A 25,472-nucleotide genomic window follows, 5' to 3' on the forward strand; every position below is an offset into this window, starting at 1 on the left:
ATCGAACCTGTAAATTCACCTTGTTCAATCATGAAAAAAAACCCTTCTAACTCAAGGGTTTATCCTTTTCATTAGAAAGGTTATGTTCTTCTAGGCTTAAGTTTTTCATGGTTCTTTTAACCAACTCGGCTATGTTATTTCCACAATCAGGACAAAACTTCGTCGAGATCGTTACAATCTGGCGACAGGAATCACACGTAACTAAGTCTTTAAGAAACAGTACTTTCCCTTTCATCTCATCAATTTGGCGATGGAGATGGGTAAGCGCATGTACTTGTGCCTTTACATGATGCTTTGTTTCATCTTGCTCCATTATGGGATCTCGGAATATCTTTTCTCCGATGGATTGATATAGTTTTTCCGCCTCAGTCTCTAGTTTTTTAATCTGCGTGTTCAGCTTGTTAATCTCTAAGGCATCTTGGGACTTACGAGTCGCAATATCTAATGTCCCTTTCACTTTATTAAAGAACCTCATTTTCCTTAACCGCCTTTCCCGCTTCAAACCATATTTAATACATATATATGTCGGATGGTGAAAAGGCAGAACAAGGCTACAAAGAAGAGTAGAAAAGGAAAAAACCACTCTAAATAGAGTGGTTTATCTTCTCTTTTCACGCTTGCCAAGATCGCTCATTTTATCTTCGCTCGTTTTTGCCCACTTTTTCATTAGGCTTTCGAAGTCATCCTTCTGAGGAGCTTGCTGGCGTCCAGGGCCGCGATCATCGCGTTTTCTGAATGGAGGACGATTATTAGGTTTCGGTTCCTCATTGATTCTCATCGTTAAGGAGATTTTTCCATCGGGTTTGATTTCAGTTACTTTAACTTGAACTTTATCGTCCACTTTAAGCACTTGGTTAATATCTTGCACATAAGAAGATGAAATCTGGGATATGTGAACAAGACCTTGTTTGTTATCACCAATTTTAACAAAGGCTCCAAAAGACTGAACCCCAACTACCGTACCTTCAATAATGTTTCCTACTTCAATCGTACTCAAAAAATGTTCCCCCTAAACTAATATGTACACTATAGAATATACATCAAAAATGAAATGAAATAAAGAGCTACTCTAAGAAAAAAATTGGAAATAATATCTTATTTATTCAATTGACCAATTTGTTCCCCCATCTTAACCGCCAACCCTTCATGAATCCTGTCTTCGAACTCGACCTTACCTTTTTCGAAGACTAGAACCACGGTAGATCCAAACTCAAAAAAGCCAAGTTCGCCTCCACGTTCAACCGGTATCGCTGAAGGGAGTTGTCTTTGTACCAAAGTTCCTGCTTTTATATTCGTTCCTGCCTCTTTACTATATCCAACTTTCACACTCCCTACAACTGTTGCACCGACTTTCACGACGCCCACACGACCAGCAGAAGATTGAATGAAAGTAATTAGTCTCTCATTCATGGCAAATAGTCCTTTTACCGCTCTTACTCCAAAGGCATTCACTGGAAACAATGTACCCGGAATATAGCTATAGTCTGTAATCTGTCCCTCTACTGGAGCATGTACCCTATGATAATCACGTGGGCTTAGGTATATGGTCATAAACCTTCCACCTTCAAAGGCGGAAGCCTCTGACTCCTTCATCCCCAATAGATTCCATACAGTATAAGTTACCCCTTTTGCTTGAATCAGCTGCCCTTCCTTAATCTCTCCGAAGGCTGCGATTCGCCCATCTGCAGGACTAACCACCGCATAAGGCGAGGTCGCTATGGGACGCAGACCCTCCCTTAACTTTCGTGTGAAAAATTCGTTAAGGGTACCATATTCCATTGTCGATTTCTCCGCTTCTTCCACAGGAATCTGAAATACACGAGAAAAAAGTGGGATAAACTGTCTACTCACAGGTCGTTGCGCAAGGCTTCCAATGAACCTTGATATGGCATGCGTAGGCATTAATTTCATAAGTTGTAATAAAACGAAATCCTTCATTCCATTCCTCCGAGTTTCTCTTTTTAACATTACCCCTTATTTTAGTTGAATAACTGCCAAAAGCAAAGGTAAAAAAGAAATTCCTGTTCTTTTGGCGAACGTGTTATAGTGTACTATTATAATATTACCCTGATCTGTTAACCATGGTTTGAAGAGAGGAGCCTTTTTATTGTTAGAAGATCGACCTATCATTTTTTCCATTGATCCTGGCGAGCACATCGGCTACGCCGCTTCCAGTGGAAACAAAGTCCTAGAAGCAGGAGTTATTGTAGGGGTTACGGAACATGAACGATTTAGCACCCTTAATGAGAAAATCTGCACCATACTTCCTCATATTATTCTCATCGAGAACAGTTATAAATATAAGAAAAAAATTACTCATATGCTTAAAACCATTCCTGAAGGTCGACGTCCTGTTATCTACCTTCTAGATGCTAAACAAGTCCAATTTCGTCTTTTTGGCAAACCCTTTGGAAAATATGGTAAAGAAAAGACGAGCCATCGTCAAATTCGAAACCTCATGGTTCAAGAATACTTCGGTATGACCTATGAGGTTCATGCGAATGACGCGCTTTTAATGATAATTGATTGGAATAAGAGTCCTGCCATTGTCTCAAGGTAGGTTCCTTCATTGCCACATCCATCATGCGATGATATACTCTATTTGTTGTTAAAGACAGATAGGTATTTGCCAAGGGGGAGCACATGTTAAAAAAAGGCCTAATCGTTACTGCCTTTCTTGCTGCTCAGTTGCTTTTAGCAGGCTGTGCACAAGAAAAAGTAATGGATACAGAACTCATACGCTTACAGAATAAAGTTAAAGACCTAGAAACTGCACAGAAATTAAAAGAAGATGAATCTGCGCAACTCACCCAGAAGATCATGGGGCTTGAGGAGCAAATTGAAAAACATAATGGGCAACTCGCGACGTTACTAGAGGCCTCTCAGGCCGTAAAAAACGAGGAGATCTTCCCCGTCATTATCCAAGATGTCAAGCTAACTTCAGATAAAATGGACCAGCATGGGAGAATATGGGGGGGATTCAATCTCAATGTCACGTTGTATAACGGAACGGATCAACCTATTGAGGATAGTATTTCGGCCATTATAGTGGAGGATCATCCTGAGAAGTTAACTGAACCACCTCGGGTGCAAAACATGGTTCAGAAGTTTGAAATTAAACCTAAAGAAGCTAAAATTATTACGTTTACAGACATTCCTATCAATGAACCATCTAAACGTTTTAATGTTATTGTAAAACTGTTGGAACAAACAAAATCTGGTACAACTTCAGGAGTGCCTGGGAAGGCGACATGGGTCGTAGTACCTACCGTTGTCTTTCCACCAAACGGACAATAATTTTCAGAAAAAGACTGAGCTCTAAGTTCAGTCTTTTTTCTGTTTAAAAAAAATACCACTCCCTCTTCTTGGGAGCAGTATCAAAATCCAACGATCTGCGGTTGATGCATTTCTCTTACAAAATCGTAGTGAAAATTGGCTTGTTTTTGCCTCATTCTAGATAAAACCCATCCCTTGCGGTTCATTCCATCCAGTTGCTCAGGTGACAGCATTCCAGTTGTTACGATTAAATGATGACCTCGGATTCTCTTACCAACTAAAAATACACTATTTTCCATGGTATCAACACCCTTTTGTCGTATTTGCGAAAGGCCTGTCCAACTTATTCGTCAACATGCTGCAAACTTCTATTTAATTGCTATCCTTGTCTATAATTGTAAATAATTAGTAAGCATTTTCCAACATAAATCGTTCTCTTTTTTTCGACTCCTTCTAACAAATAATTTTATATTCTTACAAATATTCTTAAAATAACTGTTGGATTAAAGGGGAGGAAGAACGAAAACGTTCTTCCTCTTTACCTTTAGGACCTTATTTGGATGCTGCCACTTGGGCAAATTTGTCGATTTCCAACTCAATTTCGGCTTGAATCTGGTTCACCTTGCCAAAATCCATTGCTTCTATATAAATTTTTTCTAATTCGTCATGAAGCTCTTTTGCTTTGGCTAAGGTTGCAATGGCTTCCTTCATTTTGCTGGAATATCGACCTGAGATTTCTTCTACTTGATCCGCATATTTTTCATCCGTACCAGGCTTAATTGTCCGCTTATACATATCAATAATTTCATCATTGTCCCGCTCTGGGAAATATTCGTGAGGAGCCGTACTATCAAAGATGGCAAACCCTAACTCCCTTACAATTACCATATCAAGACTGTTAGGATCAAAACCACAATGATAAATCTCAACATCAAAACCTCGTTCCTCAGCCACGGCTGCGAGCTTCTTCAACATGGTCGACTTACCGGACCCCGGTCTTCCTTTAATAAAATATCTCTTACCAATATCGGCAGTTAAATTTTGAATAAAGTCTACGGCTCCCTTGGGGGTTGCTGCACCTAAGTAGCGATGGCGGATCTGCTGTGTATCCTTTTGTGGTTCTTTGTCGCCATATAGACAGTCAATTAACTCCAAGGTCAGCTTGTTAGCTTCACTAAAGTTCATATTTTCAATGAAAATTTTCTCCCATTCGTCATGAATCTTCAAAGCTTGAGCAAACAGGGAATAAGCATTTTCAAAGGTGGTGGAGACTTGAGCGCTGATTTTCTGAATTTGATTCTTATGAACAAATAATTTTTCTACATCCCACGCACTTCCGAGGTTAACATATTGTTCAACGGCTCCTGGCGCCTTCGGTTCTATAACATGTGGGGCTGTTCCATCTACGATCCCTACTTTAAGTCCTGGAATTAGGACACCATCAATCGAGTCGTTGTCTGAAGAGCAATGGAGTAATTCCAGGTTATAGCCTTGCTGGCTGTACTTTTCCGCAATGCTTTTCATCAACGAGGATTTCCCTGTTCCAGGACCTCCTTTAAGAATAAATAACCGATCAAGACCTTGCAGGTTCGAATCGTAAAAATGTTTAAAGCCTCTGGCTGTATTGCCACCGGCGTAATAGTTCAATATCTTCAATGCCATTCTAAACACTCCCTGCCATAAGGTTGTTAAATTGCAAACAGGTAGATGCCTGTCGGTGATAACAAGATATGCAAGGACGATAGAATGGGTGTATGCCCATTAATCCTATATGGTATATAAAAAGCCTTGATTGAGAGTTCCCAAGCAAGGCCATGGCTATATCAATTTATTATTTAATGTATATGTTCAACGTGGCGTGAAATTTCAAGTACATCTCCTCCACCTTGAGCCTTTAGGGCATTGGCGGTGGCTATCGCTTTTACATCTGGCTTTAGGAGGACGGTTGTCCGAATCATCTCAGAATCGTCCTCATCATCAATGGGATTAAAATAACAAACTAAGGTTCTAGAGCCATCCATTCGTTTGATTGATGCTTCCTCAAGATAGCCCATAAATTCCGTTTCTTCATTGTAGCGTACATACAACAAATCGTCTTTGTATTTTTCCTCTAGCATACGGGCCAGCTCTTCACCGTTATGATATTCTACTTGGAGTGTACCGAGATGAGAAAACTGTTGAAACTCGTCTTCCCATAGTAAATCATCTAAGTAAATTTCTAATTCTTGATCCTCTAGAGCTGATAATACTCTTTTTCGGTAAACCTTCATTTCTTCATCTGAAAAGGAGACATCTACAATCTCCTCTCCTGCTCTTGTCAATGTAATATCTAATGAGTTCATACCGCTGTGCCTAACCGTGTAATCCCACTTCGTGAGATCATAAATAATAGACGAAATTCCCATACGTGGCTGTTCTTGATGGTTCAAAGTCTTTTGCCTCCTCCACTTGGAACTATAACATATTTATTTCCCTAGAGAAGAGACATTATGTAAAAAAAAAGCTTCCTCACTGAGGAAGCAGATAACTCTCAACCAACAATTATCATTAGTTGATACTTAAACAATACCATATACCTGTCTTATTGTATAACAAAAATTATTACCAAAGACTTAAAAACTTCCCAAATGACTATTCTTCCTCTTCTTCTTTTTCGCTTGCTTTTTCCTCGGAATTCCCAAGCTTCAGCACTTCTCCACCAAGATGAATGTAGACATAGGGTTCAGCATCTTCTTTTCCAGCAATAGATTGCTTAAGACCACCTATAAAGTGAGTAGTAATATCGAGAAAATTTTGTTTCTCGCCCTCATCCTCCAATTGTCCTAATACATAAAGATCACCTTGATCTTTATACATATAGGATAGGTAACCTACTGCTTTTCCCTTTGTGTTGATGACATTCAGGATTTCTCCATGTTCATTCCGGAATTGAGGTTCAAGGAATATCATTGATTTCACCATCTTTAACAGTTATTAGGCTTTATTTATTTTTGCCTAAATAGACTGTTATATTCCTTTAATAAGAAGAAGAAAGAGTTATTTCAAATCACGTGGGTCTTTTCGAGCAACACCAGTCTGAATTGCGGCCTTGATGACGGCTTCACGGATCCGCTCAACGACTTTATTGTTAAAGACACTAGGAATAATATAAGTTTCACTTAATTCATCATCTGTCACAACTGATGCAATCGCTTGTGCTGCTGCAAGCTTCATAGCTTCATTGATTTCGGAAGCACGGCAGTCTAATGCGCCTCGGAAAATGCCTGGGAAGCAGAGAACGTTATTAATCTGATTCGGGAAATCAGAACGTCCTGTAGCCATCACTCGAACATAAGGCTCTGCCAATTCTGGGTCAATCTCAGGAACAGGGTTAGCCATGGCAAATACAATTGGATCTTTTGCCATCTTCTTCACATCTTCAACCTTCAAAATCCCTGGTGCTGATACTCCAATAAAGACATCTGCACCTTCAATTACCTCTGATAAATTTCCGCTAAGGTTATGCGGGTTTGTCATTTGTGCATAGGCTGTCCATTGAGGATTTTCATATTGTCCATCTCGATTAATGGCACCATATCGATCGACCCCAATTACATTAGATACACCAGCCGCTAATAGGATTTTTGTACAAGCAATACCCGCGGCACCAATACCAGTAATGACTACTTTTAGATCCTCTAGGTTCTTACCTACGATCTTCAAGGCATTAATTAGTCCAGCAAGTAAGACAACAGCTGTGCCATGCTGATCGTCATGGAAAACAGGAATATCTAATTCTTTTTTCAATCTCTCCTCGATCTCGAAGCATCGAGGGGAAGAAATATCTTCTAAGTTAATCCCACCAAAAGCAGGAGCGATAGCTTTAATAATACTAATAATCTCTTCGGTATCTTTTGTATCTAAACATAAAGGAAAGGCATCAACGTTAGCCATCTGCTTAAAAAGCATGGCTTTCCCTTCCATTACAGGCATCGCTGCAGCTGGACCAATATCCCCTAATCCTAGAACGGCCGTTCCATCTGACACGACGGCAACAGTGTTTCGCTTAATGGTCAAGGAATAGGCTTTATTAGGCTCTTCTTGTATAGCTGTACAAACTCGTGCTACGTGAGGAGTATAAACACGAGACAAGTCATCTCGGTTTTTAACTGGAATCTTCGATTTCATTTCAATCTTTCCACCAATGTGCATGAGGAAAGTTCGGTCTGACACATTGATTACTGTTGCACCATTCAAAGCAGAAATAGCACTGCTAATTAGCTCACTATGCTTGTTGTCGGAAACATTCACTGTAATATCTCGAATGGTATGAGTTTTACTGGAAGAGATTACGTCAATACCGACAATATCCCCACCTGCTCCACCTATGGCCTGTGCGATATCACCAAAAGAAATGAGCGCTTTCTCAAGTTGAATACGAATAATGATATGCATACTTGCTCCAGTTGGCATTGACATCTGGTTTCCCTCCAAAATATCTTTTTGTGTTAATCTTTTTACTTTTTTACTTTTTCCATATTACTCCTTGTCCCAAGGAAGTTCAAGTTAAATAAGCAACAAAAAACCCAGAAAAGATCTGGGAATTGTTTACTATTTACATGTTCTTAGATTGGTTATCCTTTTTCCGCAGTTTATTCAAGATGAAAACAGCTAAGATGGACAATACGACAGCTCCAACCAGGTAAGAGATAAAACCATCATTCTCCACATTACCCATATTATGTACTCTGACAGAGCTCATCATATTTGCAGCTTCATCTTTTGGCCCAGAGGATTCCACTATCTTAAGCTTTCCTTTTAAGACTTGCTTGACCCCACCCGTCCCGATAACAATGTTTCCTTCTTCATCCACTCGGTAGCTTAATGATTCGTTTTTCTTAACCGTATAATAGACATCCTCAGCGGCTTCCCACAATGAACCTCCATCGGATCTTTCAAACCGCTTTCCTTTTGTGAACAGCCTTCTCGTTTCAAAATGGTCGAACCCATAATCAAGCAAAGTTGAGGTATCGGCATATACCTTCTCACTTCCAGACGCTTTCAGGGCCACGGCAATCAATTCCGTCCCTTCCCGTTTTGCGGAGGCGACCAATGTATTCCCTGATTGGTTAACATACCCGTTTTTGATCCCTGTGGCCCCTTCATATCTCCATAGCAGTTTATTATGGTTTACGAGATTGGTCTCCCATTCCTCTCCATGCCAAGGTCGCTTTTTAGTCGAAACCATCGTTCGAAATGTTGGATTTTGCATAGCATAACGCGAGATCATGGCCATATCATAAGCTGTCGTATAGTGCTGCTCATCAAACAGCCCATGTGGGTTCATGAAGTGAGAATCATACACCCCCACTTTTTCTCGGACAAACTCGTTCATTTTTATAGCGAAATCTTCTACTGTTCCACCTAGATGCTCTGCAATTACAATTCCAGCGTCATTTCCTGAATGCATCAATAAGCCATATACTATATCTTCAATCCTTTTTTCTTCATCTTGCGCAAGATAAATCCTTGTACCCTCCGCCCATCTCGCCCTTTTGGATGTAACAGCAAGCTCTGATAGCCTTCCGCTTTCTATGGCCATGATACCTGTTACGATCTTTGTAATACTTGCTGGATACATTCTGTCCTTAGCCCGATTTTCATAGATAACCTGTCCAGTTGTTGCGTCAATGAGAATGACTGCTTCGCTGTTTATGGGTAATTCTTCTTGGTTGCTGCTCCAGACTGTAACGGGAAAGAGGAAGAGAAAGACGATCATTATGCTCATAAAACGAACCAAAGAGCTCAAGTCGCTAACCTCCATTTCATCAGGCAAATTTCTGTTGGTTACTAATATGTAGGGAACGCTGCAATCATGACATTATAGCATAGCAAGAAAAATATACATAGAAAGATACTCTCGATTAAAGGAGTTAACTATGTTGCGCTTTTTATTTCAGTGTATCTTGTTTAGTATTCTTTTGACGGTTCTTTTCCTTTATTTATTATTGCAGTACCTGCATACGATCACGGAAGAGATAAATAATAACAATTTATCTACATCCTATGAACAGACGGTTAATATTCAAGAAAAGGACATGATTCTTCACTTTATTAATTTAGAAATTGGAAAATCAACGATAATTCAGTTAGGCGAACGGGCCATTCTTATGGATGTAGGGCATAAAAAAGATACACTAACTCTATTGGCCTATATACAAGATCATGGTATAACGAACATCACCGAAATTCTGCTATCTAATCCTGCTGAGGAAAATACCGGAGGCTTACCATCCATTATGGAACACTTCCCTACGGCCAAAGTCTATGTTCCAGCCCTGACCAAAGATCAATACCCGAAAGATCTAACTAGGATATTACTTACTCTTCGTGCAGGAGATCATTTGGTTCTCTCAGAAAACCAGAAAGTCGAGATAGAAATACTTAGCCCTCTTCGTCCGTTATTTACAGATGAAGCCAATAATTCTATGGTCAGCCTTTTACGTTACCGTGATCTTCGTGTTCTACTGACCAACGACATCCGCGAGGAAGCGGAGTCTCGACTCATTGAACATCACCCCCTGCTTCGAGCCCACATCATTACCGTTCCTGACCGTCCAAACGGAATAAGCAATACACAGGAATTGATTCAAAAACTGAATCCCCAAGCAGCTGTCATGCTTGAAATGCCTTGTTCTGAATGTAAAGATGCAGCACAAAAAGTCGCTCGCGAATATGCCCAAGAATGGAGCGACTTCTTCTTCGTACCTATAGGAGAAAATATGATGATTACGTTTGAAAATGGGATGTATACTACACCGAAAGAACAGACGCAGTAGGCTTTTAAGTCACTTCATAGAAAGAGGCCCGTAAAGAAAAATTCTAGTTTTTCTTTACGGGCCTTCCCTTTTTCTTATTCACTTCTTTTGCTTAATTCTCTTTTTGTTATTTCTTTAATCATATGGAATAACGCTTCATCATCTTCATCGGAAGCCTCAATATCGAAGTCTCCATAATTCCCCTCACCTGAGCGAATCTTAGACAGCTTTCGGTTTGCCTCTTTTTCTTGATGAGCTTCTTGATTGAATAACTGTGTATACAAATCAGACCCTTTTACTTGTCGGATACGATTGACCATGGGGTCTGCATTTTCAAACATCCACTTGGCCCCAGCTGCTATAAAGGGAGATGCAATGAGTAAGGCAGTCCACATCCCTTGTTTAAATCCTTCCCGATGGGCAACTCTTGTACGGCTTCTCAAGAACACTGTTCATCCTCACCCCTTATCTTGTCCTTTATCCATAGTTTATGTAGTTTTGCCAAGTTCTACTCATAAAAGACAGAGGGCGACCTTTCACTATTTGGGATAATCTAGTGAAAATCTACTTCAATTTTCTTTCCTTGATCTGCTGTTGTTTTTTTCATACGAATTTCCAGCACCCCATTTTTATAGGTCGCTTTTGCACTATCTTCTACTACCTTATGAGGGAGATCTACAGTTCGATAAAAGTTGCCAAAGTACCGTTCCGTACGGTGATAACGATTGTCTTTCGTATCCTCAGAAGCTCTTTGAATGATTCCATTCAAAGTAAGATGTCTTCCTGTTACATGAATGTGAATATCATCGTTTTTCTGAAGTCCTGGCACTTCACAAGAAACAACGACTTCCTCCATTGTTTCATATAGGTCTACCAGCGGGCCTGTACGTTGGAAATATTCCGTGTATGGTCCTGGACCGATATCATTTTCCATTCCTTGCCGAATTTGGGGAGATTGCCCCGACTCATTCGGATGGATGAGCATACCTATCCCTCCCTAAAATGTTAAACTGTTTTTCCCTCTTACTACGTTAACCATTTTGAGCAAGAAAAAAACAACAGCTAACAAAAAATCGACGAACACGTGAGTAAACCCTAGCGATTCGTCGATCTGTATCCTTATTTTCAAGTATGATTGGGAATCTGATTTCGCATACTTGCTGGTGTATATTTTTTCCGGTCAACCATGATCCACCCTAATGCCATGATCATAACCAGACCTACGGGTACCAAAAATGCGCCTAAGCCAATTTGCCCGGTGGAAACCCAATGTATTAACAGGAGAATGGCTGCTACATAACCACCACCAAACAGAGCATTTAGTAATAACATGACTCCTTTATGCTTCAACCTCATTCTTCTCTCCCCCATGATAAGTAAAATCCACCGGCTGCCATTTCTTCGTGATGAGTATTGGTGGTTAATACTATAATAAAGGGGATAAAAGGCGTTTGCTGTGCAAAAAGTCACATGATCGTCATATTTATTTTTTAACAAATCCTAGCTTCTCAAAGCACTTGTGAATCAATGCCATACGAACATAGAGTCCATTCTGCGCTTGACGGAAATAAGCCGCTCGAGGGTCATAATCCACCTCAGGTGCAATCTCTCCTGCTCTTGGTAGAGGATGAAGAATAATAGCATTCGGTTTCATCAAGTCGAGTACACTTTGATCAATAATATATTTTCCTTGGGCCTTTTCGTATTCTTCTAGAGAAGGAAAACGTTCTTTTTGGATTCGCGTCTGGTAAAGAACGTCCACTTTAGATGCTACTTCTTCCAGATTTTGAGTCTCGATATAACGAATCTGCTTCTCCTCTAAGAACTTTTTTACATAAGGAGGAATTAAAACATTCTCTGGAGCCGTGTAGTAAATCGTAATATTATTAAAATTGGCTAAGAGGTAAGATAACGAATGGACCGTTCTTCCATAAGTGAGATCTCCGATCATAGCAATATGTAGATCGTCTACTCGGCCTATTTCTTTTTTAATTGTATAAATGTCAAGTAAAGCTTGAGTAGGGTGCTCACCAGCCCCATCCCCTGCATTAATAATCGGTACTGTTGCAATCGCTGCCGCTTTCTCTGCAGCACCGATCTCTGTATGGCGCATGACAATCACATCGCTGTACCCCGAAACAATGCGGATGGTATCCTCTAAAGTCTCGCCTTTAATAGCTGAAGAAAACTGAGCGGCATTCTCCGTACCGATCACTTTTCCTCCTAGACGGCACATAGCTGACTCAAAGGATAATCGGGTTCTGGTACTAGGCTCAAAAAACAAGGTCGTCATTACTTTGTTCTTATAGCGATCTGAGCCTCCGCTGGCTTCAACTTGCTCCATATCAGCAGAAAGGTCAAAAATTTCCTCCAATGCTTCGCGATTAAATTGTTTAGCACCCAGAATATGATATATACTCATTCGTTATCCATCCCTTCAAGATCGGTACTCCTACATAAACCGAAAAGTATTGTAACACAAAAACGAAAGTTATTCAAAAAAAATGTTTAAACGTTCGTTGTTTTACCTCTATACCCTTATCATGTACAATAATAAGGAAAACACTTGAACAAGGGGGAAGACAATTTTGCAATCATCTTCTGATAAAACACCTTACGATCTAATAGGTGGGGCTGAGACAATAGCGAAACTCGTTGACGCATTCTATGATCGGGTCGCTGTTCACCCAGACTTAATTCCTATCTTTCCGGAAGATCTTACGGAGACTAGGGAGAAACAATATCTCTTCCTCACTCAATTTTTTGGAGGTCCCCTCCTTTACTCAGAGCAACATGGTCACCCTATGTTAAGGGCTCGTCATATCCCTTTCCCTATTACACCTAAGCGTGCAGAAGCATGGCTTTCGTGTATGGAACAAGCTATGGAGCATATTGGACTTAAAGGCCCGATTCGTGATTTTATGTTTGAGAGACTAACTCAGACCGCCTATCACATGGTCAATCGGCCACCCGAAGACTAGTCCGCTTGCTCCCTACCTGAACGATGGAGATGAAGGAAGGTGCCCGTTGCCGTGACAATCACCTCTCCACGATCATTAACAATTCGGCATGTAGCTTGCATGATCTTCTGAGCCCGATGGGTCAGGCGGCAATGGGCAATTAACTCCTTGCCCCGACCCGGGTTATGATAATTAACGTTCATGTCTAAGGTAACAACCTTATCTTTTTGGTCAATGAGCTCTTCAAGCATCCACCCCATTGCCATATCAGCAAGCAATGCCGTTATCCCGCCATAGACAATCCGGTAAGGATTCAAGATATCCCTCGTAATTGGCATCGAACAGCTAAACCGCTCCCCACTTTCAATTAACTTCATCTGCATGAAATTTCCCATAAACGGATATTTATTTTCACGCATGGCTTCTACAGCTTTAACAGCTTTAACAACCATGGCGTATTCACGCTCTGACATGGCTTGTATAGAGTCTATCAATTGTTTTTTATCATATTTTTTTACATCTGCACCAACATCTGGGGTGTCGATTCTTGTCATTTTCACTCGTATTCCACTCCATATTCCGTTATAATAGAAAAAACCGTTTTCAAGATCAGAAAAAGAACCAACAAGGAGTACACCTATGAGAACGATTTGGTTTATGATTTCATTCTTTTTATGCTTTCTCTGCTTTTCTACTATAACGCAAGCTAAAGAGAAAGTCATCGAAGTATATGTGAATGATCAACAAATGCGCTTTGATAGTGGTCCGCCCTTTATTACAAATGGTACAACCATGGTTCCTTTGAGGTTTATCGTTGAATCCCTTGGAGCCCAGGTATCCTGGGATTCGCAAAGCCAAACTGTCTCTTTAATACGTGACGATACCACCATGAAACTCACGATTAATCAACTGGAAGCAGAGATAAATGGACAAGCCAAACCTCTGCGTCAGGCACCTCTCATCCATGAGAACCGGACGTATGTCCCGCTGAGATTTATTGGGGAAGAATTACAACAGGATGTAGAATGGGAACCTAGTCAGTCCATCGTCTTCATCTCTGATGATCAGCAGGAAAGTGATATTTATTGGTTGGCTAAACTTGTAGAGGCTGAGAGCTCTTCTGAACCCTATCAAGGTAAAGTCGCCGTAGCCGCTGTCGTATTAAACCGGACCCAATCCGCCTACTTCCCAAAAACAATTAAATCTGTGATTTTCGAGTCGTCGCAATTCACCCCAGTTAAGACGAAGAGGATCTTTGGACTTAAGCCAGAGGAAGATACCATACGTGCCGTTCGTGAAGCGTTGAGCGGTGTTGATCCAACCTATGGCGCTCTTTATTTCTTTAACCCAAACAAGACGAACAACCGTTTTCTTCATAGTCGGAGCATTACGATGACGATCGGTAACCACCGATTCACAACTTAGTGTTCAAGGATAAGGAGACTAGAAAAGGCATATGTACTTGCTATCGGTTTAGCAAGCAGATATGCCTTTTTTTCGTTTCACAAAATTCATTTGGAATGCCTTACGGACTAACCCCATATAATGCTAAAAAAGGACTTTTAATATAAAGGTGGCTTGCCATGAACCGAATATATAAGATGAGACTCCCCAGTCTCTTTCTATTATTGTCTCTTTTTAGCACCTTCCTATTCCTGTCTTTCGCTTGGCTGTTTAGCCATACAACGATAAAGATTTCATCTCCCTCGATGAGACAAGCTATGTCACAATTGTCCTATGAGACCATTATCCATGCCTTTGAGATGGAAATTCCTTATTTACGATATCATAAAACAACTTTAGAACAACAGCCTAAACCTTTATCCTTATTTCTATTTGAAACCATGACGAGCCTCAAGCCAACAGATCTGCGATCGCTCCTAGGTCGAGAACTTCCTGGACTATCCATGTTCCATGTCGAAGTTCTCGCAACAGGACAAAACGTGAACTTGCAAAACTTTGTAATAGAATCCCCTCCTCCCACAGATGCGCTGCTCCCTGCTGAGACAGCGGAATCTTTACCTGATGAGAAAGCATCCGAGGAAAAGGCAACGACAGAGCAAATTCGTTCTATGATATTCATCTATAACACCCATAATACTGAATCATGGACACATGTATCCAATAATCCAAGTGTCACAGATGAACAAAAAAACATTACCCTAGTCAGCAAGCGCTTAGCCGAAGAGTTAGAAAGAAGAGGAATTCGTACACACTTTGATCAAACGGATCACCAGCAAAAGCTTAAAGATCAGGGTCTGCCCTATGCGTTCTCCTATGCTGCATCCCTAAAGACCGTTCAAGAGGCAATAAAGCAGCATGACAACATAGGCTATATATTTGACATCCATCGCGATTCCCAACCTAAGGAACAAACTACAGCTGTTGTGAATGGGAAATCCTACGCTAGACCTTATTTTGTCATTGGTAAAAGAAATAAGAACTGGGAGCAGAATGCAGAATTAGCAAAGAAAATCCACTATGGCTTAGAAAAAAAATACCCGGGATTATCCATAGGTGTATTAGGTAAAGCAGAAGGAAATGGAGAATACAACCAATCCGTTTCCCCTCAAAGTATCCTCCTTGAAATCGGTGGAATCGATAATACGCTCGAGGAGACTTATAATACCGCAGCCGCTCTTGCAGACGTAATTGCTGATATCTATTTTGAAAAAGACAAAAAAGTAGATTCTCCCGCACCGTCAGATCGGAATCCTATGTAATGAGGGGAATGAATTGTGAGAGAATCCTTTGGATGGTTGTCCTTCACCTTTTTCTCTAGTCTTTTTTGCTTTTTCTGGTTTGATTGGATTATCACCATCACTTGTTTCACTTCAGGTTTGCTCGTCAGTATTAAAGCGATGATAAGCGAATACACGGATGACGAGGAATAAACCTTAAATGAGCCCTCTTCTTAAGCTAACAAAAGCTAAGAGAGGGCTCGCCCTTATTTCTTCGGGAATGGATCAAAGAATGATTTCCTTCGGTGATTCGGTTTTGAAATCGGGGTAGGTCGCTTCATATTCACAGGTGGATGAGTTTCCTTCGGACGGATATATTGCTCAAGCAATTGCACAGCTTGACGCAGTGGAAAGGTATCAGTCGGATTGCGGAAATCGTCACTCCACTCTCCTAGGTGAGGCAATTCAAGAAGGTCTTCACGCGTGGAAAGAATGTGGAACCCATACTCTCCCACTTTTACCAGAGTGTTTGAAGTCTGTTGATGATATTTACTTGGATTCGGTGATTGCTGAAGCCCCACCTTCGAAGCTTTCCCTTCATCAATAAGCTTTTCAATGACGGAGGTCTTAAGTTGGTACAATTTTTGGGGCTGTGGGCTTGTCTTTGCATGTCGGTTCACAGCAAACAATGCCTTCGCAAGGTTGTCAACCGTCGGTTGAATCGGCGCGGAGTGGCGAGATGGAATCGGTGCGGATTGTTTGAGGTCAAATAGATAATGGTACCGATCCCTATCCTTTAATTTTGCAATCGGGGCACCAACAGGAATCTTCCCCATCTTTTGCAGTTCCTCTTTCGTCTTATATTCTGTCGGAACTTGATCTTTTTTCGTGAACAATTGCAACGAATGATTCCTCCTTCCTTTAGCCTAAGAAAAAATTATATATTTCTTTATATTCTATCACAAGTATAGGCTACCTTGTCCAATATTTCATGAATTTCATTCTGTGATAACGAAGAAAAACCCCTGATTACATTAGAGTATCAGGAGTTTGTTGGTATATCCTATCTACTTACACATCATTAGGGCCATTCGCGTTCGGAGGCCGGGGAACCGATGAATTCACACCGTTAGAAGGAGGTTCTATTGGTGGGATTACGTTTTGTGGGGTACCGTTATCTTGGGGCAGGTACTCTCTTTTCTTCACTTGAGTGTAAACTCCACTGGCCGTTAACCCTATTAATAATGCAGTAACTGCTTTTTCCATCAACCAAACCGGCACGGAAACCAAGATGACGCCCATAACTACCGCAATCAACGCCCGATATCTCACGTCTATCCTAAAGGCATTACCTACAACAGAAACAAAGGCAGCCACCACGGCTGAAACCGTTGCAAAATCAAGAAATGTATTCTCAAACAAGGGAATCACCTCCCTATCAAAATATTCGAATACAATAAAAACGTGAAGGCCAACTACAGTTGGCCTTCAGGGTCAATATCAGTTCAGTGGAGTATAATCCACATTGGGTGTATAATTATTTCCTGCATTCCATAGCAGAAATTCTTTTATTCCAGCTTCATTAAGAGCTTTAATTTGCAATTCTACTTCTCTTTTGCCGTAAGGAATATAATTGCCTTTTCCTAGCCAAGGAGCGGTAAAATCTTGAATCCACGGTCTTGACAGGGGAGGGTTCTCCATCTGAGCCAATTTCTGATTTTCCATCTTGGCGTATTCTTGAACTAAACGATGAGGGTCTGTATCAGGCTTAGGAATATTAAAATAACCTGGCCCCCAATGACTTGGGTAGATCATGGAGCTGATGACATCTACATGGTTGCTGATCGCTGTAAAGTTCTGGCCAATACCGGGCGCCTCAGACAATGTTGCTGTGTAGCCAAATATATCGACAGAGACTTTGACATTATAGGGTTCAAGTTCCTTCTTTGCATACTCAACGAAATCGGTAACAGCCGTAACCCTCGCTGCAACAGCATCATATTCAGGCTTTGGAGGGGCTGATTCTTGAATGGCTATAGGAGCCGGTTTAGCATCGCCAGCCAAGGTTTCACTAGGAGGTTGAGCTTCTCGCTGCTCTGCCCAAGCTTCTTGATGCTCCGTTTCCCATTCTATCTTCTTCTTTTCCCACACTGCCACCAGCCTTGGTTCCAATTGATCTTTTGTATAGTTCCCCATACCATAAGTTAAAGTTTTGTCACGATTTTCGAAACCTTCAGGAAAGCGAACATAGTCAAACTGAATTTCCTGAAAGCCGAGTTTCGCTGCTTCCTTTGCTATCTCCACATTATGTTGCCACACTTCAGTCAAGAAGGGGTTTACAAACGCTTCCCCTCTTCGATTTTTCCATACCTGCCCCCCATTCTTAAAAGAAAGTTCTGGTTTTTGCCCAGCCAGAACAGAATCCTTAAATACTACAATACGGGCAATCGGATAGATCTTATGATCGGAAAGAGTCTGGACCAGCGCCTTAGGATCTTTCATAAAAGGCTTGCTAAAGGGCTCCATATCACCTTCCATCTTATACGTAATCCAACCATGATCATCTTTAATATCGATGACCATCGCATTCAAATCGGTTGTTTCCACAAGCTTGAGCAGATCCGGGAACTTTTGTCCCCCCGCCGAATGACCCGTCACATAAATGCCTCGAATCGCATCTGGATACTCAAAAGGAGGATGGCTAACAGCTTGCTCCTCTTCCTCTCCTTCTGGTGCTACTTCTGCTACTTCAGTTACAGGCTTTTCTACCTCCACAGCTTGTTTGTTCGAAGCTTCTTCTTTCTCTTGAGTTTCCAGATCTTTTGGGGTCGTGTCAAGAGAAGGTGATGTGGATACGGGCTCACTACAAGCGATTAGGAGGACCATCATCATCATGAATAAAAGCATGATTATTCCTGTTTTCCTCATTATGCTTCTCCTCTACATATAATCTTGGCCACGCTTTTGAATTTGTTCTGGTTATCCATAGATACTTCATTCTATGCTTCAGAATAGGGTATAATGAGGTGTATCTAACTCCCCTTCAGGAAAGGATGAAAAAATGAAAAAGTGGTACTTCCTATTCATCGCAAGTCTAAGCATGTTGCTGCTTTCTGCATGTGGGGCCACCCAAGAACAGGCCGTTTCAGATAGGGGGCCTACAACGACGAAAACGTGGGACAAGCCTCCAGAGATGATCATTGAGCCGGACAAGCCTTATACAGCAACGATTACAACTAATAAGGGAGATATTAAAATAGAGCTCTTTACGAAAGATGCTCCGCAAACTGTCAATAATTTTATCTTCTTAGCGAAAGAGGACTTTTACCAGAACGTTTTGTTCCATCGTGTTATTAAGGGATTTATGATCCAAACCGGAGATCCTACCGGCACGGGAACCGGTGGCCCAGGCTATCAATTTGAAGATGAGCTTCCTGCCCCACACCGCTATGAGGCAGGAATCGTAGCAATGGCCAATGCAGGCCCCAATACAAATGGCAGCCAATTCTTCATCTGTAATGGAGCAGATAGTGAGAATCTTAATGGCTACCCAAACTACACCATATTTGGTAGAGTCGTTGAAGGTATGGAAACCGTAGAAGCCATCTCCAACGTGAATGTGAAGCAAAGTCCTATGGGAGAACCAAGCCAACCGACTGAAGAAGTGTATATTAAAAACATAACCATCTCAGAATAAAAATAGAAATAGTCTTGCCCTTGATAATCAGAGGCAAGACTATTTCTATTCATCTATGGTATAGAACTATATGGTGCTATACAGAAGTAAAACAATGGAAGTAAGAGATAAACAGGCTCCAATAAGATATAGGAATGCTACCGTCTGTTTTTGATTCAATCCCCATCTCATGAGCGTATGATGGGTATGAGATCTGTCCGCAATATGTAATCCTTTGCCACTGAGGAAACGCTTCAAGAAGACAATTAAAGTATCAAAGATCGGAACCCCTAAAGCAAACACAGGAACAAAAATAGAAGCAAGTGTCGCCCCCTTAAACGCTCCATCAACTGCAATCACCGCTAAAGTAAACCCTAAGAAGGTGGCACCTGAATCCCCCATAAAAATGCTGGCAGGATGGAAATTATACTTAAGGAAAGCAAGGACTGCGCCCATTAAGATGATAGCCACCATAGCGGCTGCATACTGGCCTTGTATGAGAGCGATGAAAAACAACGTCATGCTGGATATCGATGTAATACCAGCCGCTAATCCATCTACACCATCAATAAAATTCATCATATTCGTAATCGCAACAATCCACAGGATGGTTAACGCGGTAGCTAACCAGTCCGGAAACATAATCATACCGTGGTCAACAAAGAAGTTCGTAATCCCGTCAATTCGAATTCCAAGAGCGACAATAACACCCGCTGCCCCAACCTGAGCCAATAACCTCGGCCACACATAGAATTCCCTACCCTTAGACTTGTACCAATCATCAAGCAATCCTATCGTTACCAGAATAGCCCCTCCGACCACAATCCCTAAAGATAACCGGTTAATTCCCAAAAATAACAAGACTAAAGAGGCAACCGTTAAATAAATTAACAAGCCACCTAACAAGGGAATCGGCTTGGCATGGATCTTACGAGCACTTGGTTGGTCAAGAATTCCCCAATAAAAAGATAACCGCTTAAATAAGGGCAGCAAAAAATAGCACAGTAAATAAGATAGGCTCAACAACAGCAAGTACTTCATTCTCTTTAGGCTCTCCTTCGTCTCATTCTCTATGATTTCGACAGGTTCTACTAAATTATACCACAATAGAATGAGAGAGGAACCTTTATTTCAACTGAAATCGCTTACTTTCGCCATAAATCTTCAAAGCCTTGACAGCAACAAACGACTTCTCGGGATAGCGAAAACAAGTTAATTCGCCACCAAAAACACAACCCGTGTCAATATTGATCACGTTTTGTTCCCATAGGGGCTGATGAACAGGAGTATGTCCATGTACCAGCAAGGCCCTCCCCTTGTAATGCTTAATAACCGGATCTCTTTCGGGTAAGCCATGCTTATCCAGATTACCTGTAGGAAATCCATATAAACATATATCCCTTAGCCTCTTATGATTAGAGCCAATCATATCTGCCCGAATCCCTGCATGCACAACGACTAATTCTCCCTGATCAAATTGAAGGTATAAGGGAAGGCTCTTGATATACTCTTCAATCCAACGGCGAGTTCCTGTTGGATCTTCCGTTTTTTCTATTTCTTCGACCGTAGTTTCCAACCCATGCTTGACTTGAACCCTTCTGCCTTGACACCATCTCAGCAGCTTATCATCATGATTCCCAGGGCAGTGATAAGCCAGCTTCGCTTCTACTAGTTTTTTCACTAACTCCAATACAGCGAGACTCTTAGGGCCTCGATCACAAAGGTCACCCACAAACACAAGCATCCGATTATCTGAATGACGATAGAGGCCTTCTTGATTCTTATAACCAAGCTTATCTAAAAGTAAGATCAACTCGTCGTAGCATCCATGAATATCGCCGATAATATCCACGTTACGAATAGATTTGGTATTCACCCTTGTCTCACCTCCTATTCAACCCGAACTCTGTTTAGCCTATTATACCCAAAAAGAGGAAAAAAAAATTCTACTTTTCAAGAGACTCTTCCACCCATTATAATGAGCTTGCAAGGCATTAGAGTCAAGAATAATTCATCTTTGATCTAGCTATCCTAACCATGAACATTCTTTAGCAAACAAGGGCGAAGGGAGACTAGACGTCTTGAATGGGTCCATGGAAGACATCATTTTAGCAGAGATTGAGAAGCAGCGATCCCGTAAGATTGAAGATAAGGTCGCTCAATTTAATCAGATTTGTACACGTCTTGGATTACAAGAAAAGGGAATTAATGAAATTACCCCACACTTGCGTGAAATACTGGAAGAAGAGGTGGAATTCGAACCTTATCATTAAATTACATAGTAATTACTTCTGACTAGTCCAGTTTTAACAACTGGACTTTTTCATCTTCTTGCCAGGTAGAAAATATTAAAAAAAGAAGAAGCCGTAGGCTATCTTCTTTTCCTTTAGATGAGTTATTCTGTTGCGGCTACGGAACCCTTAAGCTTTGTGGAACGCTTCATCTTCCCAGATTCCTTCTGCAGATCCTGTAATTTCTTTAGATATTCAGGTGAACTTAATTCTCTATTTTTTAGTCTCAGCTTTGCCATAATCCATTCGCTCCTTCAAAGCTAAACTTTTTTATATGTTATCACTATGCTCATAGTAATATTATACCGATTCTTTGATTAAATTCAATATTAGATTAGAATTATTTTTAATTAAGGCAGAAGTACACATCAATAAGGGGTTAAAGGGGATGATTCCTCCATAAGAGATATAAGGTATAATAAAAGGATGAGTAACGGTCACTCCGTTAGAAAGGAGCCTAAACATGTCTTGGTTTTACCGCAACGAAAACTGGAGAACGTACTTAAAGAGATACCCATTGACTTCCCTTTTCATTTCTTTAAACATTATCGTATTTTTATTGATGACTATAGCAGGCGGATCAACCAATCCAAACACTTTAGTCCAATTTGGCGCTTATTATAAGCCCTTTGTTTTACAAGGAGATTTATATCGATTATTTGCCCCAATTTTTATTCATATTGGTTGGGAGCATCTGCTTTTCAATTGTTTCGCCATTCTGATCTTTGCCCCCGGGCTAGAAGTGATGCTCGGCAAATTCCGTTATCTTATCTTATATTTAGGTTCCGGACTAGTAGGCTTTATTATGACTCTTTTCTTCTCTTCAGCTGTGCTTGCAGCCGGTGCCTCAGGGGCCATATTCGGAGTCTACGGCATGTTTGCTTATTTATCAATGTATCGACGCGACTTAATGGATTACTACTCCAGACAGACCATCCTTCCTATCCTTGTCATCGGGGTTGTATTAACCTTCCTGCCCGGAATTAGTATTACAGGCCATCTAGGAGGTTTAGCAACGGGATATCTACTTGGGTTTATACTTATGAGACGTTAAAAAAAAGACCCTTATATAAGGGTCTTTTACGCTGTTTCTTCTGCTTCTTCGTCCTCTTCCGTAGGAATAAGAATTTCGAATACTTCTCCATGCTGAAGAATGATCACGCCTTGCTTCTTAATGCGCATAACAGCCACTTCAGGCTTTTGTCGCATCTTCTCAATGTAATCATCCGGAATCTCACCTGCATCCCCAACGGTGATTCCGTCAATTTCAGTTTCTTCATTGTCATCTAAGTTTAATTCCAGAATTCTTTCATAGATATCAGAAAACACTTCAAAGTCCTTCGTATACACACTAATACATTTCATATCCAGACCTCCTATAAATCATGTTGCCTATTGTACCATATTTTACTTAATGAATAATAGATGGATCTCAATAAAAATAGGCAGAAAAATTTCCGTTATCCATCAACGGTAGCTAAAATGAAGGAAATTCCCTTAATGGGCAAAGTTGTGCCTTCCTATCTCGGCTACAACCACTCGCGTACGAATCCATTGGCTTCTTGCCGTATGTGGGTTGTAAAAAAACAGGGCTCCTGAAGTGGGATCTAATCCACGTAATGCTTCCTGAGCTGCTCGATAGGAGTCTTTTGAAGGTTTTACTTTATGGATTCTGCCGTCTGCAACTGGAGAGAATTGATACACATGCTTTACTTTATGAAAGATAACTCCTGTTATGGTCCCAGGATAATCTTTGTGCAAAACACGATTTAATACTACACTTCCTACGGCTACCTTACCTTCGAAGGATTCTCCTCCTGCTTCTGCTTCAATAATTCGTACAAACCAATCATAATCTTTTTTTGTAAATTTGATTGCTCTTTTAGAATTCACGTTATTGTCTCTAGGTATTATCAGCTTGTCTCCATCACGTATGAAATCGCTTGATAGCCGGTTAGCCTTCTTTAACTGGTCTACATTTACCCCTGTAATTTTCGATATGCGCCAGAGGGTATCCCCTTTTTCAACCTTATAAACTATCGATTCTACCGCGTTTGCTTGTCCAATAAATAGACACGAAATAACAGCAAACACAGACGTAAATAAAGGAATTGATAACAACCACTTTTTTAACATAGATTCCTCCTCAAGATCCTTTCCATATCTTCCCTACCTAACATTTCCAGTTCTAAAAAGGAATATACATGTGGAAGAGGAGGACGAGTCTATGCTTACGCGCAATTCATTCTTTACACCACTTCAATCGTTATTTTCTGTTCAGCTCATTTTCTGCATCATTTTCTCATTTGCCAACCTTTTTATGAACATTTTTCTCTGGGATCGTGGTCAATCATTTTGGGCTATTGGGGTCTTTAATCTGTTTTCTGTGGCATCCATCTTCATTGCCTCTTTAGCAGGCGCTTACCTGCTGCATCTACTCGGCACGAGATCGACTTTTATGATTTCCTCTATCCTGGCTCTAGGGCTTTTTCTATATTTATTTCATGCAGGGCAAGCATCTCAAACCTTATTGCCTGTGTTAGGTCTATTATATGGTGGATATGTAGGTCTCTTTTATATCGGTTTTAACCTACATATCTTACAGCTGTCGGACCCACAAAACCGTTCGTACTTAATTGGCATGGAGTCGACTATCGCTACGGTTGCGCAATTGATCACGCCTCTTTGTGCTGGCTTATTCATTACCAGTCAGGGATACAGCCACACTTTTTTTATCATTATTGCTTTGCTCATCCTTCAGTTTCTTTTCAGCGCATTCATACCTAGCATGAAGATGACTGAAAAGTATCAAAAGCGTTATTTTTTTCTAGCTGAAAATGAAGAAATGGCAAAGATGGGTTTTACCTCAGCGGCTTACGGCTTTTATTTTTCCTTTGTTCAGATGTCCTATGGATTGTTCTTTTTCTTTTTCCTACAGAACGAATCTCAGCTAGGTTCTTGGAACTTTGTATTCGGAGCCATTAGCGCTGTGATGTATTGGTTAATAGGTAAGTCACTTAAACAGTCCAATCGAGAAATCATTCTTGGCATGGGCATGATTAGCTCCATCATGGTAACCTTAACGCTGTTTTTATCGGCTGCTCCCTGGTTTATTCTCTTTAACCTCATCGTGTCTATTGCTTTACCTATGATGTGGATCCCTGCAAAATCCCTGCACTATGCCCAAATCGCCAGAACTAATACTACTCATAAGGAAGATGGTTTCAGCAGGATGCTGCAAAGGCTGGTTTTTCGAGAGTTTGCTATTAGCTTAGGACGTATCAGCTTCTTCTTTATCATGATCATTGGGTTTGATTTTGGTTTAGGGCCAGCCTATTACATCATGATTGCATTAGCCTGTTTTATGCCCGTAGGGATCTGGCTGTTAAGCAGGACGTAAGGAATATTAACTCCTTATCGAATCATGAATTGGACGGCTTTACCATATAAATAGGTAAGGAGGGATGATCTATGATTCAGAGAAAGCCTGTTTCTTTCGTCCTAATTCTACTATCCTTATGTATGATTCCGCTTGGGTTTCTTTACTCCTATTACCTGTTTATTGCCGCGGTATTATTTATTCTTTTTCGATTGAAAGTTCCCATAAACTCCTCTAAGTGCCCTAGATGTAAAGAAGAAAATACGATGGAACCTTGGGTTACCCGCTATCGTTGTACCAGATGTAAAACCGCTCTCTATAAAGAAAAAAACGGCTGGTCCAGGATCAAATAATCATAGATACCCAATAATTAAGCATAAGACCCAGAAATTATCCTTGGGGCTTATGCTTA

Annotated in this window: 34 protein-coding genes; 12 read left to right on the top strand and 22 right to left on the bottom strand. The window is 40.8% G+C overall.

The features are described 5' to 3' along the window. Positions 1-46: 46 nt before the first annotated feature. The 3 genes from EIZ39_RS11940 to asd all read right to left on the bottom strand — a co-directional run bounded on the left by EIZ39_RS11940 (position 47) and on the right by asd (position 1,938). The gene (locus EIZ39_RS11940; protein ID WP_164985054.1) at positions 47-475 is read right to left on the bottom strand and encodes a hypothetical protein; all 429 of its coding nucleotides are present in this window, start codon (positions 473-475) and stop codon (positions 47-49) included. Between the two features lie 123 nt (positions 476-598). Further along, positions 599-997 carry a S1 RNA-binding domain-containing protein gene (locus EIZ39_RS11945; RefSeq protein WP_129200191.1) on the bottom strand — a complete coding sequence of 133 codons (399 nt, stop codon included), beginning with the start codon at positions 995-997 and terminating at the stop codon, positions 599-601. A 98-nt stretch (positions 998-1,095) separates the two neighbouring features. Next, entirely contained in the window at positions 1,096-1,938 is an 843-nt protein-coding gene (asd, locus tag EIZ39_RS11950; RefSeq protein ID WP_129200192.1) for an archaetidylserine decarboxylase, read from the bottom strand. 169 nt (positions 1,939-2,107) lie between these two features. Between asd and EIZ39_RS11955 the strand changes: the two genes are divergently transcribed. Beyond that, on the top strand, positions 2,108-2,560 hold the full coding sequence (locus EIZ39_RS11955; protein ID WP_129200193.1) for a hypothetical protein: 453 nt from the start codon (positions 2,108-2,110) through the stop codon (positions 2,558-2,560). A gap of 83 nt (positions 2,561-2,643) precedes the next feature. Then, entirely contained in the window at positions 2,644-3,297 is a 654-nt protein-coding gene (locus tag EIZ39_RS11960) for a hypothetical protein (RefSeq protein WP_129200194.1), read from the top strand. 80 nt (positions 3,298-3,377) lie between these two features. Here EIZ39_RS11960 and EIZ39_RS11965 read toward each other — a convergent pair whose 3' ends face one another. The 6 genes from EIZ39_RS11965 to EIZ39_RS11990 form a co-directional block, all read right to left on the bottom strand. Beyond that, positions 3,378-3,575: a hypothetical protein gene (locus EIZ39_RS11965; RefSeq protein WP_129200195.1), complete on the bottom strand. Its 198-nt coding sequence runs from the start codon at positions 3,573-3,575 to the stop codon at positions 3,378-3,380. A 253-nt stretch (positions 3,576-3,828) separates the two neighbouring features. Beyond that, complete coding sequence (locus EIZ39_RS11970) at positions 3,829-4,938, bottom strand: PRK06851 family protein (RefSeq protein WP_129200196.1); 1,110 nt, start codon at positions 4,936-4,938, stop codon at positions 3,829-3,831. Between the two features lie 173 nt (positions 4,939-5,111). Then, positions 5,112-5,705: a hypothetical protein gene (locus EIZ39_RS11975; RefSeq protein WP_129200197.1), complete on the bottom strand. Its 594-nt coding sequence runs from the start codon at positions 5,703-5,705 to the stop codon at positions 5,112-5,114. 202 nt (positions 5,706-5,907) lie between these two features. After that, complete coding sequence (locus EIZ39_RS11980) at positions 5,908-6,225, bottom strand: hypothetical protein (RefSeq protein ID WP_164985056.1); 318 nt, start codon at positions 6,223-6,225, stop codon at positions 5,908-5,910. A gap of 87 nt (positions 6,226-6,312) precedes the next feature. Beyond that, complete coding sequence (locus EIZ39_RS11985) at positions 6,313-7,734, bottom strand: NAD-dependent malic enzyme (protein ID WP_129200199.1); 1,422 nt, start codon at positions 7,732-7,734, stop codon at positions 6,313-6,315. A 136-nt stretch (positions 7,735-7,870) separates the two neighbouring features. Continuing rightward, positions 7,871-9,064, bottom strand: coding sequence for a D-alanyl-D-alanine carboxypeptidase family protein (locus EIZ39_RS11990; protein WP_240675781.1), 1,194 nt, complete (start codon positions 9,062-9,064; stop codon positions 7,871-7,873). Positions 9,065-9,194: 130 nt separating this feature from the next. On the opposite strand from EIZ39_RS11990, the gene EIZ39_RS11995 reads away from it, so the two are divergent. Further along, positions 9,195-10,094, top strand: a complete 900-nt coding sequence (locus tag EIZ39_RS11995) for a ComEC/Rec2 family competence protein (RefSeq protein WP_129200200.1) — start codon at positions 9,195-9,197, stop codon at positions 10,092-10,094. Between the two features lie 74 nt (positions 10,095-10,168). Here the strand turns inward: EIZ39_RS11995 and EIZ39_RS12000 are convergent, their stop codons facing one another. From EIZ39_RS12000 to pyrB, 4 genes are all read right to left on the bottom strand, one after another. Further along, a complete protein-coding gene (locus tag EIZ39_RS12000) occupies positions 10,169-10,516 on the bottom strand; it encodes a hypothetical protein (protein WP_129200201.1) in 348 nt (115 codons plus the stop codon). A 110-nt stretch (positions 10,517-10,626) separates the two neighbouring features. Beyond that, a complete protein-coding gene (locus tag EIZ39_RS12005) occupies positions 10,627-11,058 on the bottom strand; it encodes an Hsp20/alpha crystallin family protein (protein WP_129200202.1) in 432 nt (143 codons plus the stop codon). Between the two features lie 140 nt (positions 11,059-11,198). After that, a complete protein-coding gene (locus tag EIZ39_RS12010) occupies positions 11,199-11,429 on the bottom strand; it encodes a hypothetical protein (RefSeq protein WP_129200203.1) in 231 nt (76 codons plus the stop codon). 127 nt (positions 11,430-11,556) lie between these two features. Further along, positions 11,557-12,495: an aspartate carbamoyltransferase gene (gene pyrB / locus EIZ39_RS12015; RefSeq protein ID WP_129200204.1), complete on the bottom strand. Its 939-nt coding sequence runs from the start codon at positions 12,493-12,495 to the stop codon at positions 11,557-11,559. Between the two features lie 163 nt (positions 12,496-12,658). Between pyrB and EIZ39_RS12020 the strand changes: the two genes are divergently transcribed. Then, positions 12,659-13,054, top strand: a complete 396-nt coding sequence (locus EIZ39_RS12020) for a globin domain-containing protein (protein ID WP_129200205.1) — start codon at positions 12,659-12,661, stop codon at positions 13,052-13,054. Here EIZ39_RS12020 and EIZ39_RS12025 read toward each other — a convergent pair. Next, positions 13,051-13,587 (bottom strand): PaaI family thioesterase, encoded by a 537-nt coding sequence (locus EIZ39_RS12025; RefSeq protein WP_129200280.1) that lies wholly within the window; start codon positions 13,585-13,587, stop codon positions 13,051-13,053. The two genes, EIZ39_RS12020 and EIZ39_RS12025, sit on opposite strands and share 4 nt — an antisense overlap. 85 nt (positions 13,588-13,672) lie before the next feature. Between EIZ39_RS12025 and EIZ39_RS12030 the strand changes: the two genes are divergently transcribed. The 3 genes from EIZ39_RS12030 to EIZ39_RS26615 all read left to right on the top strand — a co-directional run bounded on the left by EIZ39_RS12030 (position 13,673) and on the right by EIZ39_RS26615 (position 15,927). Continuing rightward, positions 13,673-14,458, top strand: coding sequence for a stalk domain-containing protein (locus tag EIZ39_RS12030; RefSeq protein WP_129200206.1), 786 nt, complete (start codon positions 13,673-13,675; stop codon positions 14,456-14,458). Positions 14,459-14,616: 158 nt separating this feature from the next. After that, positions 14,617-15,756, top strand: coding sequence for a stage II sporulation protein P (spoIIP, locus tag EIZ39_RS12035; RefSeq protein WP_129200207.1), 1,140 nt, complete (start codon positions 14,617-14,619; stop codon positions 15,754-15,756). Between the two features lie 15 nt (positions 15,757-15,771). After that, the gene (locus EIZ39_RS26615) at positions 15,772-15,927 is read left to right on the top strand and encodes a hypothetical protein (RefSeq protein ID WP_164985057.1); all 156 of its coding nucleotides are present in this window, start codon (positions 15,772-15,774) and stop codon (positions 15,925-15,927) included. A 53-nt stretch (positions 15,928-15,980) separates the two neighbouring features. On the opposite strand, the gene EIZ39_RS12040 is transcribed toward EIZ39_RS26615, so the two are convergent. The 3 genes from EIZ39_RS12040 to EIZ39_RS12050 form a co-directional block, all read right to left on the bottom strand. Beyond that, entirely contained in the window at positions 15,981-16,616 is a 636-nt protein-coding gene (locus EIZ39_RS12040) for a YkyB family protein (protein WP_240675782.1), read from the bottom strand. Between the two features lie 169 nt (positions 16,617-16,785). Beyond that, a complete protein-coding gene (locus EIZ39_RS12045) occupies positions 16,786-17,136 on the bottom strand; it encodes a hypothetical protein (RefSeq protein ID WP_129200208.1) in 351 nt (116 codons plus the stop codon). A 78-nt stretch (positions 17,137-17,214) separates the two neighbouring features. Further along, entirely contained in the window at positions 17,215-18,642 is a 1,428-nt protein-coding gene (locus tag EIZ39_RS12050) for a putative glycoside hydrolase (protein WP_240675783.1), read from the bottom strand. A gap of 133 nt (positions 18,643-18,775) precedes the next feature. Here EIZ39_RS12050 and EIZ39_RS12055 point away from each other — a divergent pair, with 133 nt between their 5' ends. Then, a complete protein-coding gene (locus tag EIZ39_RS12055) occupies positions 18,776-19,411 on the top strand; it encodes a peptidylprolyl isomerase (RefSeq protein WP_129200209.1) in 636 nt (211 codons plus the stop codon). A gap of 66 nt (positions 19,412-19,477) precedes the next feature. Here EIZ39_RS12055 and EIZ39_RS12060 read toward each other — a convergent pair whose 3' ends face one another. Both EIZ39_RS12060 and prpE read right to left on the bottom strand, forming a co-directional pair. Then, positions 19,478-20,431 carry an MraY family glycosyltransferase gene (locus tag EIZ39_RS12060; protein WP_129200210.1) on the bottom strand — a complete coding sequence of 318 codons (954 nt, stop codon included), beginning with the start codon at positions 20,429-20,431 and terminating at the stop codon, positions 19,478-19,480. Positions 20,432-20,516: 85 nt separating this feature from the next. Further along, a complete protein-coding gene (gene prpE, locus EIZ39_RS12065; protein ID WP_240675784.1) occupies positions 20,517-21,266 on the bottom strand; it encodes a bis(5'-nucleosyl)-tetraphosphatase PrpE in 750 nt (249 codons plus the stop codon). A gap of 205 nt (positions 21,267-21,471) precedes the next feature. On the opposite strand from prpE, the gene EIZ39_RS12070 reads away from it, so the two are divergent. Next, on the top strand, positions 21,472-21,663 hold the full coding sequence (locus EIZ39_RS12070) for a hypothetical protein (protein ID WP_129200211.1): 192 nt from the start codon (positions 21,472-21,474) through the stop codon (positions 21,661-21,663). Positions 21,664-21,785: 122 nt separating this feature from the next. On the opposite strand, the gene EIZ39_RS27520 is transcribed toward EIZ39_RS12070, so the two are convergent. Further along, positions 21,786-21,920, bottom strand: coding sequence for a hypothetical protein (locus EIZ39_RS27520; protein ID WP_255433927.1), 135 nt, complete (start codon positions 21,918-21,920; stop codon positions 21,786-21,788). Between the two features lie 224 nt (positions 21,921-22,144). Between EIZ39_RS27520 and EIZ39_RS12075 the strand changes: the two genes are divergently transcribed. Continuing rightward, positions 22,145-22,735: a rhomboid family intramembrane serine protease gene (locus EIZ39_RS12075; protein WP_129200212.1), complete on the top strand. Its 591-nt coding sequence runs from the start codon at positions 22,145-22,147 to the stop codon at positions 22,733-22,735. 26 nt (positions 22,736-22,761) lie between these two features. Here the strand turns inward: EIZ39_RS12075 and EIZ39_RS12080 are convergent, their stop codons facing one another. Then, positions 22,762-23,046, bottom strand: coding sequence for an NAD/NADP transhydrogenase alpha subunit (locus EIZ39_RS12080; protein ID WP_129200213.1), 285 nt, complete (start codon positions 23,044-23,046; stop codon positions 22,762-22,764). Positions 23,047-23,178: 132 nt separating this feature from the next. Next, the gene (locus EIZ39_RS12085) at positions 23,179-23,817 is read right to left on the bottom strand and encodes a cell wall hydrolase (RefSeq protein WP_129200214.1); all 639 of its coding nucleotides are present in this window, start codon (positions 23,815-23,817) and stop codon (positions 23,179-23,181) included. Positions 23,818-23,908: 91 nt separating this feature from the next. Between EIZ39_RS12085 and EIZ39_RS12090 the strand changes: the two genes are divergently transcribed. Continuing rightward, a complete protein-coding gene (locus tag EIZ39_RS12090; protein ID WP_129200215.1) occupies positions 23,909-25,081 on the top strand; it encodes an MFS transporter in 1,173 nt (390 codons plus the stop codon). A 71-nt stretch (positions 25,082-25,152) separates the two neighbouring features. After that, positions 25,153-25,413, top strand: a complete 261-nt coding sequence (locus EIZ39_RS12095) for a hypothetical protein (protein ID WP_129200216.1) — start codon at positions 25,153-25,155, stop codon at positions 25,411-25,413. Positions 25,414-25,472: the final 59 nt, after the last annotated feature.

The organism is Ammoniphilus sp. CFH 90114 (assembly GCF_004123195.1).
GTDB lineage: Bacteria > Bacillota > Bacilli > Aneurinibacillales > RAOX-1 > YIM-78166.

Bases quoted from the DNA above. Each gene is read 5' to 3' on its own strand.
- EIZ39_RS11965 (WP_129200195.1), bottom strand. From the start codon at position 3,575: ATGGAAAATAGTGTATTTTTAGTTGGTAAGAGAATCCGAGGTCATCAT.
- EIZ39_RS12060 (WP_129200210.1), bottom strand. From the start codon at position 20,431: ATGAAGTACTTGCTGTTGTTGAGCCTATCTTATTTACTGTGCTATTTT.
- EIZ39_RS11980 (WP_164985056.1), bottom strand. From the start codon at position 6,225: ATGATATTCCTTGAACCTCAATTCCGGAATGAACATGGAGAAATCCTG.
- EIZ39_RS12005 (WP_129200202.1), bottom strand. From the start codon at position 11,058: ATGCTCATCCATCCGAATGAGTCGGGGCAATCTCCCCAAATTCGGCAA.
- asd (WP_129200192.1), bottom strand. From the start codon at position 1,938: ATGAAGGATTTCGTTTTATTACAACTTATGAAATTAATGCCTACGCAT.
- EIZ39_RS12080 (WP_129200213.1), bottom strand. From the start codon at position 23,046: ATGAAATGTATTAGTGTGTATACGAAGGACTTTGAAGTGTTTTCTGAT.
- EIZ39_RS11940 (WP_164985054.1), bottom strand. From the start codon at position 475: ATGAGGTTCTTTAATAAAGTGAAAGGGACATTAGATATTGCGACTCGT.
- EIZ39_RS12095 (WP_129200216.1), top strand. From the start codon at position 25,153: ATGATTCAGAGAAAGCCTGTTTCTTTCGTCCTAATTCTACTATCCTTA.
- EIZ39_RS11960 (WP_129200194.1), top strand. From the start codon at position 2,644: ATGTTAAAAAAAGGCCTAATCGTTACTGCCTTTCTTGCTGCTCAGTTG.
- EIZ39_RS12090 (WP_129200215.1), top strand. From the start codon at position 23,909: ATGCTTACGCGCAATTCATTCTTTACACCACTTCAATCGTTATTTTCT.
- EIZ39_RS12030 (WP_129200206.1), top strand. From the start codon at position 13,673: ATGAGAACGATTTGGTTTATGATTTCATTCTTTTTATGCTTTCTCTGC.
- EIZ39_RS12025 (WP_129200280.1), bottom strand. From the start codon at position 13,587: ATGACAAGAATCGACACCCCAGATGTTGGTGCAGATGTAAAAAAATAT.
- EIZ39_RS11985 (WP_129200199.1), bottom strand. From the start codon at position 7,734: ATGTCAATGCCAACTGGAGCAAGTATGCATATCATTATTCGTATTCAA.
- EIZ39_RS12085 (WP_129200214.1), bottom strand. From the start codon at position 23,817: ATGTTAAAAAAGTGGTTGTTATCAATTCCTTTATTTACGTCTGTGTTT.
- EIZ39_RS27520 (WP_255433927.1), bottom strand. From the start codon at position 21,920: ATGGCAAAGCTGAGACTAAAAAATAGAGAATTAAGTTCACCTGAATAT.
- EIZ39_RS11970 (WP_129200196.1), bottom strand. From the start codon at position 4,938: ATGGCATTGAAGATATTGAACTATTACGCCGGTGGCAATACAGCCAGA.
- EIZ39_RS12050 (WP_240675783.1), bottom strand. From the start codon at position 18,642: ATGAGGAAAACAGGAATAATCATGCTTTTATTCATGATGATGATGGTC.
- EIZ39_RS12010 (WP_129200203.1), bottom strand. From the start codon at position 11,429: ATGAGGTTGAAGCATAAAGGAGTCATGTTATTACTAAATGCTCTGTTT.
- pyrB (WP_129200204.1), bottom strand. From the start codon at position 12,495: ATGAGTATATATCATATTCTGGGTGCTAAACAATTTAATCGCGAAGCA.
- spoIIP (WP_129200207.1), top strand. From the start codon at position 14,617: ATGAACCGAATATATAAGATGAGACTCCCCAGTCTCTTTCTATTATTG.
- EIZ39_RS11995 (WP_129200200.1), top strand. From the start codon at position 9,195: ATGTTGCGCTTTTTATTTCAGTGTATCTTGTTTAGTATTCTTTTGACG.
- EIZ39_RS12055 (WP_129200209.1), top strand. From the start codon at position 18,776: ATGAAAAAGTGGTACTTCCTATTCATCGCAAGTCTAAGCATGTTGCTG.
- EIZ39_RS12075 (WP_129200212.1), top strand. From the start codon at position 22,145: ATGTCTTGGTTTTACCGCAACGAAAACTGGAGAACGTACTTAAAGAGA.